Consider the following 16,062-nt stretch of genomic DNA (forward strand, 5'->3'; position numbering starts at 1 on the left):
CATGGCAGGCACGGTCGCTGACCCGCGTGCGAAAGTCGAGGCGCCCACGCTCTGTCTTCTCGGTGACATGCAGGTGAATTCCGCTGCCCTGCCACCGGTGCTCCCGCAACCGGGTCGCGTCGCGTCGCTGCTCGCACTCCTTGCCCTGGAGCCCGGAAGAGTGGTGTCCGCGGAGCGCTTGATGGACCAACTATGGGAGGACGCGCCTCCGCAGTCAGGAGTTGCAGCGCTGTACGTGTACGTATCGCGCCTACGGCGACAGTTGGCTCCGCTCGACATATCCGTCACCACCCGCGCTCCCGGCTACGTTCTCGAAGTAGCCCCGGACGCGGTCGATATCGTCCTGTTCTCGAATGCTGTCGCCGCAGCCGAGCTGGCACTTGAGGAGCGGGATTTAGAGGAAGCCGAAATCTGTCTTCGTCACGCGCGCTTACTCTGGCGCGGTGACCCCTTCCAGGGAACATCGGCGTGCAGTGATCTTCTCCTAGAAGCGCAACGTCTACAGCGACTTCGAGACCGAATGTCGGAGCTGGATGCGCGACTCCTGCTGGGGACCGGACAGGCCCGAGCCGCCGCTGATCTCGGCCGGACGCTGACGGAGCGCGACCCTCTCAACGAGGCGCACTGGGCGTTGCGCATGGAAGCAGAGCGGGACTGCGGAAACATCGCGGTGGCCCTCGCGCTGTTCGAGGAGTTCCGTGAGATTCTCGCGGACTCCCTGGGCATCGACCCGGGTGCCCGGTTGAGACATCTGCATACCGAACTCCTCCAGAACGATCTCCTAACCGACCTTCAAGTGACGTCTGGGAGCGAAACTTCGACGCCAGCGGGCCACGCCAGAATTGGCAGAGCGACGTACCTGGACGAGATCCGCTCGGCGGTCTCCGCCGCCGCCAACGGTCACGGGCGCCTGCTTGTGCTGGAAGGTCAACCGGGCGTCGGCAAGACGTACCTCGCTGAGCAGGCAGCGCGAATCGCCGAGGATGTCGGGCTGGTGACGGCTTGGGCGCGGACTGTTGAGGGCACTGGAGCTCCGCCTCTGTGGCCCTGGCAGCGAATCCTTGCTGCGCTTCCTGGGGCGAGTGATCCGACAGGAGCCGGTGAGATCGCTCGCCTGCGGTCTGAGATCAGCCCGTCCAATGACGCAGACGAAGCTCGCTTTCGCCTATCGGAAGCGCTCGTGGCAAAGGTTCTCACCGAGGTCACCCAACGGCCGGCGCTTATCGTGTTCGATGACGTGCAATGGGCCGACGACCCTACCCTTCATGCCATCGGCGTGCTTGGCTCCGCCCTGCGATCCTCTGCCTGCGTAGTGATCCTGACTGTGCGCCAACCAGTCGCGCACCGGCCTGCCCTTGCATCGACACTCGCCGGTCTCCAACGGGAGACGACGACGCGACGGCTACCAGTGACTGAGTTCACTCTGGCCGAGATCGCCGAGGAGTTGACTCGCACGACCCAGCTGAGAACTGATGAAGTCACGGCTGCCGCCGAGCGGCTTCGTGAACGCACCGGTGGTAACGCCTTCTTCCTCACGGAACTTCTGAAGGCAGCCGACGGGGTCACCCTGCCAGCCAGCATCGCAGACCTCATCCACGCACGCCTGGCTCCACTGAGTCCATCGTTGCGCGACCTCGTCGACACCGCCGCTGTCGCCGGCCTTCACATCGACGTTCCGCTCCTGGCCGCAGCGCTCGGCGTTGGTCTTCCGGAGATCATGTCGGGAGCGGATGAGCTCTGCGCGGCGGGGTTGTGGAGACAGGAACCTGACGGATTCATGTTCGCGCACAGCCTCGCACGAGATTCCGTTCTCTCGGCGGTGTCGCGGGCGGGCATGTCGAGGGCACATCAACTGCTCGCAGATGCCCTGGAGCGGCGTTACTCTGCCGATCTCGAGCCGGTGCTCGAGGCAGTCGCCTATCACCGACACCGCGCAGCCGCGGGGATGAGCGACGAGAAGGCTTTTCTCGCTTGCACAACAGCGGCCGACCGAGCCGCTCGAAGCCTTGCCTTCGACCAGGCGGCGACCTTCCGAGAGAGAGCTCTGGGCTGCATCCCGACTGACGAGCTAGAGCCCCGAAGGCGGGCTGAGACACTCTTTGCCCTCACCGCGGAACGACGTGCCGCCGGCGATGTCGTGGGCGCCGCTTCTGCGCTTCGCCAAGCCATCAGAGCAGCCCAACAACTTCAGGATCGAGCCTTCACGGCGCAAGTGCTCGCGCTCCTGGGCGAGGCGACACTGTGGAACTGGCGGCAGTACGGCGAGGTCGACGTCGATGCCATCTTGCTCCTCGAAGATCTCCTGTCTGATGCGTCTCTGCCGGATCCTGAACGTTCTGATCTGTCCATCGCTCTGGCTATGGAGCTGTACTACGCCGAGGAATCGGATCGATCCCGCGCGAGGGCACTTACCGATGAGGCCGTTATCAAGGCGGCGCAGATGGGTGACCCTGCACGACGTTCGAAGGCATACAGTGCAGCGGTGTTCTCCGTGTGGAGACCGGATAGTGAAGCCGCGCGCCTGTCGATCCTTGACGAGTGGCTCGCCCCCTCCGCAAGTGGCGGCGCGATTCCTGACGAGATCGTCGCGCGTCTTCACCGCGCCAGCGTTCATCTCGTTTTGGGCGAGATCGATGCGTGGAGCGAAGACATCGAACGCGCTGGAGAGCTACTCACTCGCGCGGGTCGCGCGGAGTTCAATGCACAACACGCGGCTCAGATGGCGGGGGCAGCTCTACAAGCGGGAAGGTTCGGTGACGCGAGGGAGCTGATGGCTCGCGCTGACGCCATCATGCGACGAACCAGCATGTGGGGAGGCGCGTGGGTCACGTGGATGCAGCGGCTCACTCTCGCACGAATCGAAGGTCGCGTCGCCGACATCGCTGACGACCTCCTCGCCGCAGCCTCCCCGGACGGGCAGCGTGCGCTGCGCTGGGGAGCGGTGCTTGCCCTCGCGGAGGCTGGCCGCATCGACGAAGCTCGGGCGATGCAGGGGCGATGGAACCTGCGGACCATGCCGAAGTCCAGCACGTGGACCACGGACTTTGACGTCGCTCAAGCAGCAGAAGTTGCTGTTCACTTGGGAACGCCGCTGCTCACAGACGCCTATGAGGCGGTAGCGAGGTCATCTTCCCCGTTGTTGATGGCGGGCACGGGAGTTGCCATCCTCGGGCCGCGAGACGAGCTTCTTGCACGCATCGCGACGCGCCTCGGCCGCCGTTCCGCCGCAGCAGAGCATCAAGAACGGGCGCGCCGCGTCACCGAGAAGGTTCGCGCTGCCCTGGGCGTCGAGCCTTCCTGGCCTTTGGGAAGCGAGTGAGACGGTCGGAGTAACGACGTCAAAATGGCCCGTGGTGTCGGAACACCACGGGCCATAGCCATCGCTAGACGCTGATGAGACGGTGGCCCTCGATGGTTGAACCATCGAGGGCCACTGTTTTACTGCTCCGTCCGACGCCGCCTGACCAGGAGGACTCCGAGCAGTATGGCGACGAGGCCGACTGCACCTCCGGCGCCAATCCCTATGCCGGTCACAGCCAGCGCGGCGGGACCGTTCGCTCCTGCGGTCGGCGACTGTCCAGAACCGTGTTCACCGGGCTTCGTCGGGTCGGTGGGGCTGGTCGGGTTCGTCGGGTCCGCGGGGTCCGCCGGGTCCGCGGGATCCGTCGGGTCCGTGGGATCCGTCGGGTCCGTGGGATCCGTCGGGTCCGTGGGATCGGCGGAGGGTGTCCACCGCAGGTAGTTCAGCTCCCGAATGTCGTCGCTCTCAGCAGCCACCCCCGCCCAGGGCGTCCGGAAGTGGACATCGCCCGGCACGAGCGTGTTCGAGTAGGAAGCGAAGACCACCTCCGATCCGTCCGCTGTCACCGACATGAGAGGCCGCCCTGGCCAGGGCGACATACCGACGTCGCAGCGTCCGTTGTCGCATTCGCCCGCGAACACGGTCACGCCCGGATTTCCGTCTCGGTCGACATCGATCCGCTCCAGGTCCTCAGTGGCGACGTTCCAGCGGTACATTCCTGCACCATCGCTTCCCTCGAAGAAGCCGAACATCACCACCTGCGAGCCGTCGCCGCTCAATAGCGCTTGGACAACCGGCGAGGATGCCGCCGTATCGCGGGCTGTGTCTCCGCTGACCTCGGTGACCTTGCCGGTCTCGAGATCGACGAGGTACACGTCATCTTTGAGGTCGGTATCACCGGCATCCTCACCGAGGTCGCCCCGTCCGTGAACGAGCGCGAGCGATCCATCGTCGGAAAGGTCCAGCAGATCGAACTCGATGGGGAGAATCTGACGCGCGTCGGCCTCGCCCGTCTGCCAGTCGTTCCAGAACAGCATGCCGTCAGCCACGGAGCTCGTACGCACGATTCGCGAGCCATCGCCGCTGATGCGAGGTGCCGACGAACCATCGACTTCGACCACCTGTCCGTCATCACCTTGCAGGTCTCGGACGTGGACCGCTGCGCCATCCTCGGTCGCCGCGACCAGCCAGCGCCCATCTGCGCTGACCGTCGACTGCGTCAGATCGGCGTAGCCGCCGAGTTGCGAAGTGGCACCAGAGTCCAGATGCAGCAGAGTCTGTCCGACGGACGCGAGCGCGTGGTCCGGGGACATACGCACGTCGAAGTAGCGCAGATCCACGGGGACCTCGTATCGCGTCACATCTCCGGTCGTGGTGTCTTCGATCTCGACCGCGCCGACTTGCTGGCCCTGGCCTGGAACATCGAATGCATCTGTGCCGCGGAGCAGGTAGCGACCTCCATCCGCAGACACTGACGGCGCGATGCCGATCTCGTCCGCGTAGGTCATGAACGGGGAAGCGGCGTGGTCCCGGAGGAAGTCGGTCCCACCGATGTCGCGGTTGCCGGCGACCTCCACCTGGAGCTCGCGTTCGGTTGCGACGTCGAACCGGTCCGTGACCCGCACGCGGGCTGCGTAGGTTCCCGGCTCGTCATAGCGGTAGAGGAGAAACTCGTTACGTTCACCCGAAGACACTGACGGCAACAGTGGGCGATTCAGGCTCACGTCCCATTCGCCGTCCCCATCCGCGTCGAGTTCGTAGCGGACAATCGCCTGCTCAGGGTCGAACGCGAACACGTCGAAGCGGGTGTCGTACCCCGCCTCCGGTCGGTTTGGCGTGAGCAACCCATTGATGATGGGAGGGGTGTTGGCAGCGACGCGCACGTTCACCTCCAGCTCTGCGGGTTCATGGAATGCGTCGCCGGGGAAGTGGACCAGCATCTTGTGCACTCCTGGGGCCAGGGTGGTTCCGATGTCGACAGGCAACCCGTACCGGGCTCCGTCGCGGACCACCGCGCTCCTCGCGCCCTGCCACGTCACTTCGATGCCGGAATCATCTACGGCGCCGAGAACCCCGGCGGGTCCGCGAAGGACCACGGGTAGCGTGACGAGGGAACCCTGGCCGACAGTCGGGTGCTCCTCCACGGTGACGGTGGCACGTGTGACGTACACCGTGACCGTCGCGGGCTCCGAAGTGTGCACCCCGTCCTCTGCGACGTAGGCGAAGGAGAGCTCTCCAACGAAATCCCGATCCGGGCGCACGAGCACTCGGTCATCCGCGATGGTAACGGCCGCGTCCGTCGGCTGCTCAACCACCCTGTATGTGAGGTCATCTCCGTTGGGGTCTGTGCCTCGCAGTCGTCCGGTCACACCGGTCGCATACGGGGTTTGCAGAGTGATGTCGGAGACGCGAGGCATGTCCCCTCCGGGACCGTCCGCTGTGGGCCCGACCCGCGACGCAGTCAGAGCGACGACTCTCGTGTTCCCGACTGCAGCCGTAACCTCGGACCCTGCGTATCCCGTGGCAAGCTCCGACAGTTCAGCGGTATAGATCCGGTCGCCCGCAGCCTCGTCGCCTGCCGTGCCATCGTCACGCAGCGAACTGCGGAATGCCGTCTGCGTCGCGTCCACCGTCCGCGAAGACAGCGTCGCCGGTGCGGTTGTCGCGTCCGGCAGGACGAGTGCGGCGGTGAGCTCGGCGGGCGCCTCCTCATCAGGTTGAGCGAGGTCAGCGGTGACGCGAATGGGAAGCCCGTCCACCCACACGGCGAATGACACGGTCCGCGCTTGCGTCGTGTGGAAGGAGATCGTCCAGTTACCAGTCGTCTCGCCGTGGATCTCGCCGCTACGATCCGAGAGCACTCCGGTCTGTCCGGCGGGAACCTCGAAGGTACTTCCGTTCACGTTTGAACGAATAGTGGCAGTCACCTCGCCAGGCGCGGAGAGCGTCATCCCCAAGGCAGAGGCTCCTCGCGGGACAGAGAAGGCCCATGTACGTCCACCGGCCGGCACATCCATCGTCTGCAGGTCCAGAAGCTGTGGCGCCTGAGGCGGGTCGCCAAGGCCGGAGAACCAGTCGGAGACTCCGTCTATGAACGAACGCACCGAATTTGCGATCCCATCCACAGGTGACGTCGACGGAACCGTCGTCAGGCGCGGGAGAAGGAAATCGGAGGTGATCTCGTCGTCACCGAGCATCTCTTCTAGACGCACCGCATAGGTGGATGCGTCGTTGTAGCCGCTCAGGACAGAGCTCGTGGTGCTGAATCCGTCGCCAGGCTCGTCGCTGAAGCACGTCGTGTCTTCGGCGTCTCCTGCCGCGACAGATACGTATGCTCCGTGCGTACGGGTGACGCGCTCGTTGAACTTCGTCATCACGTCGGTGCGGTACTCCAGGTGCGCCTCGTCGAGGAAGAGGTCAGCGCAGGCCGCTCCGGCGTTCGGGGTTCCGAGGAGAATCAGGCGCTCCACGGTCCGCGCATCCTCGGACATGTACTGGTCGAGGAACAGGCGGGCGGGGATGCCGCCCGTGGAGTGGGCGATGATGTCGACCCTCTCGGCGTTGGTGAGTGCCCTGACCTCGTTCACTGTGGCAGCGATGTGCTCGGCAGCAGCCTCGACGTATCCTTCGGGTCCAGCGACGACGTCGGTTGCGGCGGTCTCGATGTGCCAGTCCTCGCGTTGAACGGCCAATTGTTCGGCGAGCGCGGTGAACCCGTCTGCAGTGCCCCACCCTCCGACGGTGATGACGGGGCGTGGCTCGACGGTTACCTCTCCGGTGAGCGCCTGAACGGGGCCGTCATCCGCGACCAGTGCAATACGAATACTTGCGGGCGCGCTCGGAGATCCCTCGTTCCAGGAGAGACCGGTCGTGTCCCACTCCCACGTCTCGTCGCGGCGTTCCCCGGGGCGGAGACTGAACGGTTCGCTTTCGTGCCGCAGTTCGCCGTTGATGAAGAACTGAGCCCGGAGCCCCTCGGCGGAATCGCGATCCGAGGCGTCGTTGTTCGCAGCGGTTGCGGTCAGCCGCACTGTGCTGCCGTCGATGGTGCGGTCCACGACCAGCACTCGGTCCTCGGGAGTCGCATCGACGCGTTGCTCGTCCATACGGCCGCCCAATTCGAGGCGTGGCGGCTGCGGTGCCTGACCGTACGGATAGAGCAGAACGTGGGTGTAGTCGTCGAGGTCCAAAGCGCCCAGTGACGCGACGATGACTCGGTCATCGGTGATGCCTGAACTGCTCGTATAGGAACCCCACCCCGAGTCTTCGAGGTCGCCGACGTGATCGAGCAGAGAGTAGACGCCCTCTCGCCACACCCAACCACGGTCGAGATGCTGAGGACCCACGGCGACATCCCCGACGACGTCGCCTCGGAGGTTCACACCCGAAGGGACGCCATCACCGAGGAGGACGCCATCGCTCGTGCTCGTCCAGGACCACGCTCGCTTCGTGCCATCAGCCGCTGCGGTCGAACCGACCACACGACCATCCTCGCTAAGAGCGGTCGCGACGACGTCAATGCCGGCGAATGAAATGGGGAGGGTGATCGCGATGGGGTCCCCGGCGGCCGGGTGGAACCAGCTGCGCGCGCCGTTGACGTAAATGAGGTCGCCTCGTGCGTTCACATCAGCCACGAGCCCCGGCGCATCGAACACGAGCGGCTTCTCGCCCGGGCTGGGCCAGACGATGTTCTGAGCGGGGCCGCCTTCTTGCGGCGTCAGGTGACCGAAGACGCGACCACTGTCGTCGATCCCGACGATGTCGATATCCCCGCCCGCAAGCAGGGGCATCGACTCCCAAAGTGTGCCGGTATCGCTCCAGCACCACAAGAGGTTCCCGTGATCATCGCGACACGACCCGATGAGAAGGTCATCAGTGACGCCCGAGATGGACTCGGCACCCGTGAGCTCTGTCTGCCGCCCGGTCTGAAGCGAGACTCGATAGGCCTGACCCTGAACGGTGACGTAGGCATCTTCATTGGTGAGCACTCCTACTCGGGCCCGGCCAATACCGGGGAGCATGCGCGTCACCCAGTCAGGCATCTGCTCGTTCTCGAGAATCGTGACAGACGTCTCTGCATTGCCCAGGGTCAATCCGGCGGTTCCGGTGAGACGCACGAGGAAATCGAGGTCGCCACCTTTGAGCTCATCGTCGACGATCTCGACTTCAATGAAGTTCTCGGTCTCGCCGGGTTCGAAGGTGACGACGCCGTCGCCGGCAACGAAGTCCTGGCCCGCAAGGGCCGTGCCGTTCACCGTCTCCCATCCGACTTCAGCGGGTTCGTTCGGCGCCCCGGTGAGGGTGACGGGGATGCGCACGGAACCGTCGTTCTCGCCGACGACTGCCGTCTTCGGAAGGTCAGCGCACAGGCGCAGCACCACCTTCACCGCATCGGGGTGGTGCTCGATCTGCGAGCATCCGTCCAGCGGTGCGTACTCGCCGCTGAAGGAGCTGGCTCGGACGATGTCGTACTCGCCGGGGATGGCGGCGTCGGTGTCCGTGCGAAGGTCGAGAAGGCCTGCTAGTTCGGCGGTGCCCGTGATGTTCAAGGCGTCCTGGTGGAGCTGGCCGAGGCGGATGCGCAGTGAAGCGTCGGCGAGCTGTCGGTAGTTTCCGTCGATGGTGAGCGTGTCGTACGCGTCGTTGGTCCCGGGTTCGACAGTCCCTTGGTTTTCCACAGTTCCGAAGACAGCGCCAGAGCCGCTGAGTGCTGCTCCGGCGGCGATGGCGACGACTCCGGAGTTGGCGTCGATGCCCGCGCGCTCGGCGACCTGTGCGCGTCCGGCGAGCAGGTCGATTCGCGAGGCGATGACGTCAGCGCTGTCCCGCACGTCGAGGATGCTGCTGGTGGTCAGTTCGCTCGCCAGCAGTTGGGCATCGTCGTGGAGGATCACGTCGCCCGCGAGCGCGGCTGTCGTTGCCGACGTCCACCCCGAGAGATCCATTCGGCCTCCGGCGTCGACATCGAGTCGGCCTGCTGTCTCGATCTTCGTGTCGGCGCTTGCGTCGAGGACTCCGCCGACGATGATGCGTGTCCCTTCCGCTCCCGAAAGCGATCCGTTGAGAGTGGAGGCGCCGTCGAGACGGAGAGTGGCACCATTCGCGACACTCAGCATGGAGTCTGGTGCGAGGTGGAGCGCGGCGTCGACGTCGAGCGTTGCTGCGTCGATGGTCACGATGCTGTCGAGCGCGAGGCGACCGCCGCCCCGAATGGTGACTGTGGCGCCTCCGTCCAACACGCCGCCAGAAACGTTGAGGCGTGCGTCGTCGACGAGTGAGATATCGGGCTGCGTACCCGCCAGGACAAGGAGACTGGCCGCGTCGAGGGTCTTACCCGCTGCGAGGGTGGAAGCGCCGGTATCCAGACGCAGGCGCTGCGTCTGGAGGTTGGTGGACATCTCTCCTCCTCCCCAAGTGAATTGGTCGGTCACGGTCAAGTTCTCCGGTCCAGCGATGACTCCGCCGATGAGTTCGGCACGGTCGGCCGTGATGGGGACGTTCAGCGTCATGGTCCCATCGCTCACGAAGTAGTCGAGTTCGGCACTGTCTTCCGACTCGATGACGACCTCACCGCCGACGAGAAGAGAGCCGAAGTCAATGTCGCCGAGCATCAGGATGCGCGATCCTTCAAGGGCTTCCAGTTCGCCCTCCCCGGTGAGTGAGCTCGGCTGTCCCCATCCGGTCCGTGTGTTGACGCCGACGTAGTTGTCCACGTCGATGGCCCACTCGCCCCAGAGCGTCGCTCCGCCGAAGAGTTCAAGGTGGCTCTTGCTGCCGCCGACGTTCGTCTTCGACTCGGGTTCGGTGATGAGGAAGCTGGTGATGCTCAGCCAGGACGAATGCACCTGGAAGTTCTCTTCGACGACGATGGTGCCGCCATAGATGGCGGCGTCTGTCGTGTTGGCAGACTCCAGGGCCTGGACGGTAAGGGCGGCCCCTTCGCCGATCCCAAGCCGAGGCGCCGTGCCGTGTCCTGAGCGGTCGGTGAAGTGAAGTTCCTGGATACTCGACTGATCTCTCACCACAAGGGTGCCTTCGATAACGACGGCGGCGTCTGCAATCAGGCGGCCGACATCCGCTGAGTATCCGGTCGGCACGACGATCTCGCTATCCGTGGCGCACGCGACCTGCGAGCTGGTGGGAACCGCGGATGGGTTCCAGTTCCCAGGGATGTCCCACCGACCGCCCCAACCGCCGACCCACGTCACGTCACAGAGCGGAGGTTCTTCATCGGCGAACATCTCTGCAGCCGTCGCGGCCGACGTCGGCTTTTCAGCGAGTTCGCTCTGCAATTCGCTCACCCACTCGGGCGCGGGCGGCGTCTCCGCGGGATTCAGCGGACGGATCTCCGCTGCATATGAGGGAGACACCGTGAAGCCCACGACGAGGGCGACAGTGAGGAGCGCGGCGGACGCCGCTTGGAGGGGGAAGGCGCGTCGGATGTTCATTGCAGTCTCGTGTCAGCGGGATTGTGCGGAGGGGTAAAGAGAGGGAAGAAGATGCTCGAAGAGCCCGACTTCCTCGACGTTGTGGCGGATCCAGGCCTTCTCCATCCCGGGCGTGAATACGCGAGAGCGGAGATAGGCGTTGATGGGTAGCGCCCAGGCCGAACGAGCACCCACATCCATCACCGATGTGTAATGGGTCGCGGTTTCGGCCCGCGACCACGTGTGCTCAAGCTGGAAGAACACGACGCCCGCGATGCGGAGAACAAGTCGGATTCCGGTGCGGTCGAGCTTTTCCACTCGGTCAACCGAGTCGATATAGAAGCGCTCGTCACGTCCCATCGCTTCGACAATGCGGAAACGTGCGCCTTCACCGGCACCGCCTCCCGGCGCCGAGCGCTTCAGCTCCCAGTGGATGTGGTCGAGCGGATGCCACGCCCGGTAGCGCGGAACAGTTTCGCCCGCGTAGGACATGTGCTCACCGATGTGAGAGAACCATTGAAGAAGCATTTCGGGGGTCACGTCCTGCAGCGGCTCGTGGTCGATGGTGATTCGCAGTCGTCGGTGCGGGAACTCCTGGATTGAGGTGCGCCCTTCCGGAACGGAGCGCAGGGGAAACACCACGGGTAACGGCTGAGGGAGCGGAAGCCTGTGCATGAGGATGCCCTTCGAATTTGTACGGGTGCGTTCAATGCCATGTTGCGGAGATGGCCTTGCACGGGTCTTTCGCGATCTTGAACCGACGAAAGGACCCGAATGAGGGGCGCCGCCTACGCTGTCCGCGTGCGGCGATACCAGTTCGCGGTGATGCGGACGGACTCCGCGTAGGGTGTCGGAGTCGCACCGAAGCGTTTGGTGAAGTCGGAGGCATCGATGACGAACGGCTGCTCGAACTGGTAAATCATCTCGGCGCCTTCGCGTGCGAGCGGCCACACCAGGCCGAGCGCCTTACCCGTTCGGCTCGAGATTCGGGAGAAGCGAACCGGGCGGTCTTTCTCGGGAACGGCGAGCTGGACGAGTTCGCGCGCTGTGGTCGGCGCGGGCGTGGGAATCATCCAGACTCGACCGGTGGAGTCGTCGGCCTCGGCGAGGGCGATCAATCCACGTGCGAAGTCGTCGATGAACATCGGAGTGATGGGGAGATCAGGGTTGCCGATGTAGATCGGTCGCTTACCTCGCGCGGCTGCGCCGATGAAGGATGCGTTGAGGAGCGAACCGACGTGGGGTCCGAAGAGTTCCGGCGCTCGCCCGATTGTGACCTCCGCGTCCCCGCGGTGATGCGCGGTCAGCAACATCTCTCCGAGCCATGCGCGAAGCACTCCCTTGTGGCTCACAGGATTTTCTGCAGTCCGCTCAGACATCGGCCCGTCGACCCTGCCATACATCCAGGTGTCGTCGGCGAACACCACGCGTGCGCCCACGGCACCAGCGGCTTCGATGATTGCTCTTGTGATGCGCGGGAACTGCCCCTGCCAGTTCTCGAACGTCGGCATGACGCAGTGGTAGACGACTGATGCGCCTTCGACAGCTTTTCGGAGGCTGGCGGCGTCGAGCGCATCGGCAGCTACCGAGGTCACGCCAGCTGGAAGGCCGGTTTGGACGCGGCGGCTCACCGCGCGCACCGCGGTGCCTCGGGCATTGAGCTCTCGGACGATGACGCGTCCGGTCGCCCCGGTCGCGCCGATGACGGCATGAACGTTGTTCGACATGGAAAACCTCTCTCAGAGCGCTGATGGCTATCGGGAGAAACTCTTCGCGGGTGCGCTTGCACGAGTCTTTCTCTGCGCTTGCCCAAGTCCAGGGTCGGCAGAGAATACGCTCACGAAGCCCTCAAGTCCTGGACCGGGAGCGGCGGTTGTGGTGAGCAGCCTCTCGAGTGGGCGCGCTGGCGCTCACCCGAGGGAAGCGCTGCCAACAGAGAGGTCGATCCGATACCGACGAAGCGCGGGATGTCCATGCATGGACTGGTCGCTCACATCCTGAAGCACGCCGCCAGCATGTTCGATGGTGCGGTAGGAGCCGACGTTGTCGTCGTCGCACATCACCATCACCTGATCTAGCCCGAGCTCCCGTGCGCGCTCGAGTCCGTGACGGAGAGCCAAGGTCGCGAAGCCTTGACGGCGACGAGAATGTCGCACGGAGTATCCGATGTGCCCGCCCGCTTCCCTGAGCCAGTCATTCAGCCCATGTCTGACCGACAGAAACGCGACAACCTCTCCGTCGAGGGTGAGCCAAAACAGGTCGTTGTGTACCGTGTCCCCGGGTAGCTCAGCGGTGACGTCGGCCAAGAGAGCCGCCTTCTTGATGAGGTCGTTAAGGGTGGCTCGGTTCGGAGTCACCGGCGCATGCAGCCCAGCTCCGTTGATATGTGCGCTGCCGAACTCGGCGACCGCCGCCGCCCAGGAGTCAAAGAGTTTCTCGGTCGGCCGGACGATACCTATCCCGTCCATGGGATGAGCGACCGGCAGCGGACGCTGATTACTCAACGGACCTCCTCGCATTCGTGGACTTTCGCGGGAACGAGTTTCCGGGTACGGGCTTGCACCGAGCTTTCTCGGGCTCTGATTGCGCGTGTGCCGACACTGAGGCGCTACGTCTTGTCGCCGCCTACCGGGAGAGGGTCGGAGTTCGTGCTCTTTGTGTACGTTCCGCCCCGTCCGCCCACGCGCGTTCTTCTCACGTGTACCTCGCGCGGCGCAGGGTTCCTTGCGCATGAATAGAATCATGGAGGTTGTCGAGAGAGGCTGAACTATGGGGTTCAAGGTCCGCAAGTCCATCAAGATCGCGCCCGGCGTGCGATTGAATGTATCCAGCAAGACCATCGGCGTCTCGGCGGGCGTCCGGGGCGCCCGAGTCAGCGTAAACACGAACGGGCGCATGACGCGTACCGTCGGGATCACGGGCACCGGCATCTCCCACACCAAGTCGTCGAGTATCAACGCGAAGCGCCCTGCACCCCACTCGCGGCAGCAGCCACAACCGATAGCCCCGCCCAAGCCCAAGAAGATCAAGCCTGGTCTCACTGCTCCGGCGTGGGAGAAGCAACTGTTCAAGCAGCTCAGCGGAACCGCTGACGCATCGGCAATCCATGCGGTTGGTCAGCAGACCCCCTCGGCCGCGCCGACGGCCGCAATGGTCGAGGTGCTGCGGGTCGCTGCACCGAACCGAGATGATGCACGGGCTCGCGTACTGCTTGGGTGGCTTTTCGGCTCTGGCTACGACCCCGCGAGCGATCCGTTCATCACCAAGTACGTGGAGACAGCGGAGATCAGCATCCCAATTGCCACAGGAGTGACGGCGGTGATGCGGTGGGACCGTCAGGCCCTCGGTTTGCTGGCCGCCGAGCTCGAGCAGGCCGCCGGCGATCCCGAGCGAGCCATCTCCATCGTTGAAGCGCTAGAGCCGACAACGGTTGCCGCCGTCTCTCTGGCCGAGCTCTACGCGGAGCAGGAAAGATGGGCAGACATCGTCGACCTGACCAACGGTCTCACCAACGAAGACGTCGCAGCGACGTTCCTCCTCATCCAGCGCGGCACGGCGCTGCGTGAACAGGGTTACTTCGAGGCCGCTCGCGAAGCGCTGAAGGAAGCGCTACGCGTGCGTTCGCGCCCCGTCGAGCTGCGACACCTCGCGCTTGTCGCACGAGGGCACACCTATCTCGCCGAAGGAAAGAAGGCCATGGCCCGCAAGGACTACGAGCGGGTACTGGCGGACAACGCCGCCTATCCCGGGCTGACCGAGATGCTCGCCGCGGTGAGCGCGTGAGCACCCCTCCCGCCGGCTGGTTCCCCGATCCTGAGAATCCCACGCAGACCCGCTGGTGGGACGGACAGCAATGGAGCGCGCAGACCGCGCCGCCCCCACCGACCGGCATGCTCCCTCCGCCCGCGACAACCTTCGCGACCGCGGCAGCGACGCGAAAGACACCCACCTGGCTGTGGATCATCGGCGGGCTAGCCGCCGTGCTCGTCACAGTCTTCCTCTCCCCGCTCGTCGCGCTGATCGCGCTGATCGTCACGATCACCGGTGTGGTCGCCCTCGTCCGCAACACCCCGACTTGGCTGCGCTTCACCTCGCGCCGACGCGCGGTGATCTGGACAATCGCGTCCGCCGTGGTCTTCTTCGTCGTCGGAAGCATCAGCACCGCGCTCTACCCGACGGACGAGAGCACCGCCGTCGAAGCGCCTGCTGAAGTCGTCGCGACAACGACCGCGAGTCCAACGCCCACTCCATCCGCGACACCGTTCGAGGATGACGCGTCAGAGGTGCAGGCATTCGCGGGTCTGGCCGGCACTGCGAAGGATGCATCGGCGACGGCGAACCAAACTGCTCTCGCAGTTCTCGCGACCCTCGAGGTGAAGGGCCGCGCCCCGAAAACCGGATACGACCGAGACGAGTTCGGCCAGCGATGGCTCGACATCGACCACAACGGCTGTGACACCCGGAACGACATCCTCGCCCGCGACCTCGCCGATGCCACCCGGTCGGGTCCGTGCCGCGTGATCTCCGGGTCGCTCGCCGATCCCTTCACCGGAACCGAGATCGCCTTCTCCCGCGGACAGGGGACGTCCGAGCTGGTGCAGATCGACCACGTCGTGTCGCTGTCCGACGCCTGGCAGAAGGGCGCTCAACAGCTCACTGCAGATCAGCGCGCGACCTTCGCAAACGATCCGCTGAACCTCCTCGCGGTCGACGGCTCGGCTAACGCGCAGAAGGGCGACGGCGACGCGGCGACATGGTTGCCCTCGAACCGAGACTTTCGCTGCGCCTATGTCGCGCGACAGGTTGCAGTGAAGGCAACCTACGGGCTGTGGGTCACCCAGGCCGAGTACGACGCCATCGCCCGCATATTGGCAGACTGCCCCGAGGAGCCAGCTCCCACCTCAGGCTTCGCCGCTCCGGCTCCGCAGCCGACATCGGAACCCGCGCCCGTCCAGCCTGATCCAGCGCCGGTGCCGGCACCAGCACCCATGCAACCCGCACCGGCTCCGGTTGAGCCTGTACCCGCTCCGTTGCCACCCGCGAACACGTTCTACGCGAACTGCGATGCAGTGCGCGCGGCAGGCGCTTCGCCCCTGTACGCCGGCTCGCCTGGATACAGCCGGAAGCTCGACCGAGACGGAGACGGCGTCGCTTGCGAATGAGCGATGCGTAAGCACGCTCTGCAGTGGCACGACCATCTGCATCATCTGCGTCAACGGCCAGCCCCTGAAGACAGCGACATCGACCGTCCCTACTCGGTCGTCAGCCGCGGATGATGGATGCGGCGACCGTGAGGAAGGTCGCAGCAGCTAGACAGGTTCTCACTTCGAGCTC

The 16,062-nt window shown here is 64.9% G+C and carries 8 protein-coding genes; 4 read left to right on the forward strand and 4 right to left on the reverse strand.

The window, feature by feature from the left end; translation table 11 throughout:
* Position 1: 1 nt before the first annotated feature.
* Positions 2-3,319, forward strand: coding sequence for an ATP-binding protein (locus M3195_RS03685; RefSeq protein WP_251585197.1), 3,318 nt, complete (start codon positions 2-4; stop codon positions 3,317-3,319).
* Positions 3,320-3,438: 119 nt separating this feature from the next.
* On the opposite strand, the gene M3195_RS03690 is transcribed toward M3195_RS03685, so the two are convergent.
* Positions 3,439-8,979, reverse strand: a complete 5,541-nt coding sequence (locus M3195_RS03690) for a Calx-beta domain-containing protein (RefSeq protein ID WP_251585331.1) — start codon at positions 8,977-8,979, stop codon at positions 3,439-3,441.
* Between M3195_RS03690 and M3195_RS03695 the strand changes: the two genes are divergently transcribed.
* Positions 8,968-9,579 carry a hypothetical protein gene (locus M3195_RS03695; RefSeq protein WP_251585334.1) on the forward strand — a complete coding sequence of 204 codons (612 nt, stop codon included), beginning with the start codon at positions 8,968-8,970 and terminating at the stop codon, positions 9,577-9,579. The genes M3195_RS03690 and M3195_RS03695 overlap by 12 nt on opposite strands.
* A gap of 1,182 nt (positions 9,580-10,761) precedes the next feature.
* Here the strand turns inward: M3195_RS03695 and M3195_RS03700 are convergent.
* The 3 genes from M3195_RS03700 to M3195_RS03710 form a co-directional block, all read right to left on the reverse strand.
* Complete coding sequence (locus tag M3195_RS03700; protein WP_251585198.1) at positions 10,762-11,370, reverse strand: hypothetical protein; 609 nt, start codon at positions 11,368-11,370, stop codon at positions 10,762-10,764.
* A 146-nt stretch (positions 11,371-11,516) separates the two neighbouring features.
* Entirely contained in the window at positions 11,517-12,455 is a 939-nt protein-coding gene (locus M3195_RS03705) for an NAD-dependent epimerase/dehydratase family protein (RefSeq protein WP_251585199.1), read from the reverse strand.
* A 183-nt stretch (positions 12,456-12,638) separates the two neighbouring features.
* Positions 12,639-13,232, reverse strand: a complete 594-nt coding sequence (locus M3195_RS03710; RefSeq protein ID WP_251585200.1) for a GNAT family N-acetyltransferase — start codon at positions 13,230-13,232, stop codon at positions 12,639-12,641.
* Between the two features lie 265 nt (positions 13,233-13,497).
* Here M3195_RS03710 and M3195_RS03715 point away from each other — a divergent pair, with 265 nt between their 5' ends.
* On the forward strand, positions 13,498-14,511 hold the full coding sequence (locus M3195_RS03715; RefSeq protein ID WP_251585201.1) for a DUF4236 domain-containing protein: 1,014 nt from the start codon (positions 13,498-13,500) through the stop codon (positions 14,509-14,511).
* Positions 14,508-15,890, forward strand: a complete 1,383-nt coding sequence (locus M3195_RS03720) for a GmrSD restriction endonuclease domain-containing protein (RefSeq protein WP_251585202.1) — start codon at positions 14,508-14,510, stop codon at positions 15,888-15,890. The genes M3195_RS03715 and M3195_RS03720 overlap by 4 nt, the downstream gene beginning before the upstream one ends.
* The last annotated feature ends 172 nt before the right edge of the window (positions 15,891-16,062 follow it).

The sequence above is a fragment of the Microbacterium hydrocarbonoxydans genome (assembly GCF_023715885.1).
GTDB lineage: Bacteria > Actinomycetota > Actinomycetes > Actinomycetales > Microbacteriaceae > Microbacterium > Microbacterium hydrocarbonoxydans_C.